At 62.7% G+C, this 1,379-nt stretch carries 1 protein-coding gene; it reads left to right on the top strand.

Annotated elements, in window-relative coordinates; all coding sequences use genetic code 11:
• Positions 1–70: 70 nt before the first annotated feature.
• A protein-coding gene (locus J1777_RS14185) for an IS3 family transposase (RefSeq protein WP_242700563.1) occupies positions 71–1,347 on the top strand; the annotation gives its coding sequence in 2 pieces (ribosomal slippage) (positions 71–401 and positions 401–1,347; 1,278 coding nt in all).
• The last annotated feature ends 32 nt before the right edge of the window (positions 1,348–1,379 follow it).

Below are 1,379 nucleotides of genomic sequence, written 5' to 3' on the forward strand. Positions count from 1 at the left end.
GTGAGATAGCCCCCTGATTCCCCATCCCCGTCCTATCGCTTATCTTTGAGATAGGAATAGGACTATGAATATGACTAGGCATACGGAGTCGGTGGAGGTGATTTTTAAAGACCAGCGCCGCAGGCGCTGGTCCCTCGCCGAGAAATCAGCCCTGGTGCGGCGCACCTACGAACCGGGCATGAGCGTCTCGCTGGTGGCTCGGCAGGAAGGCGTTGCCGCAAGCTTGCTGTTCCAGTGGCGTAAGCTTGAACGGCAAGGCGCACTGACCGCCGTCTCTGCTGGTGAGGCAGTGGTGCCGGCATCCGAGTTGGCAGCGGCCCGAGCGGAAATTGCCAAGCTCCAGCGTGTGCTGGGCAAGAAGACCTTGGAGAACGAAATCCTCAAGGAAGCCGTGGAGTACGCCGCCGAAAAAAAGTGGATTGCGCGCTCGCCCTTGTTGCCCGGGGAAGACCAGTGAAGACGGTCTGCCGCACGATGGGGCTGGCGCGCTCGCATGTACGTGAGCTGAGCAGACGCGACGATAGTTGGACAGACGGGCGGCGCCACCGCACGCCCAAGGGGGATGCCCAGTTGCTGGCCGAGCTGCGCCAGGAGATTGCCCAGCTGCCCAGCTATGGTTACCGGCGTGCCTGCGCCTTGGTGAACCGCCAACGTAGCGCCACAGGCGATGTGCGGGTCAATGCCAAACGCGTCTATCGCGTCATGGCACAGGCGGGGCTGTTGTTGCCCAAGGCCCCGCGTCGGCGCCATTCATCGCGCGTGCATGAAGGCCGTGTGGCAGTGGCACACAGCGACCTGCGCTGGTGCTCCGATGGCTTGGAAATCAAGTGCGACTCGGGCCAGACGGTGACGGCAACGTTCACCAAGGACTGCTGCGACCGCGAAGTTCTGGCCTGGCGTGCATGGGAGGGCAAAGGGCTGCCGGGGGAGCCGGTGCGCGAGATGCTCATTGAAGCCGTGGAGCGGCGCTTCGGGGCGGCCGATGCCATCCCTGCAGGCCACCAACTGGAGTTCCTGAGCGACAACGGTGGTGCCTACATCGCGGCAGAAACGCGAGCGCTGGCACGCTCACTGGGCCTCAAGCCCATCAACACACCTGTCTGCAGCCCGCAAAGCAACGGCATGGCCGAGAGCTTCGTGAACACCTTCAAACGCGACTACGTGGCGCGTATGGACCTTCGAGACGTCAATACGGTGTTGGCACAGTTGTCGGCCGCCTTTGAGCACTTCAACGAGGTGCATCCGCATTCATCGCTGAAAATGCGCTCGCCTCGGGAGTTCAGGAGGCAGCGGGCTGCACAAGTGCGCCAGGAACCGGCGATGGACCAGGCGCTTTATTGCGACTAGGACGGGGACGGGAATACGGGGACAACATCAGG

It is taken from the genome of Comamonas denitrificans (assembly GCF_017368815.1).
In the GTDB taxonomy this organism is placed as follows: Bacteria; Pseudomonadota; Gammaproteobacteria; order Burkholderiales; family Burkholderiaceae_C; genus Comamonas; species Comamonas denitrificans.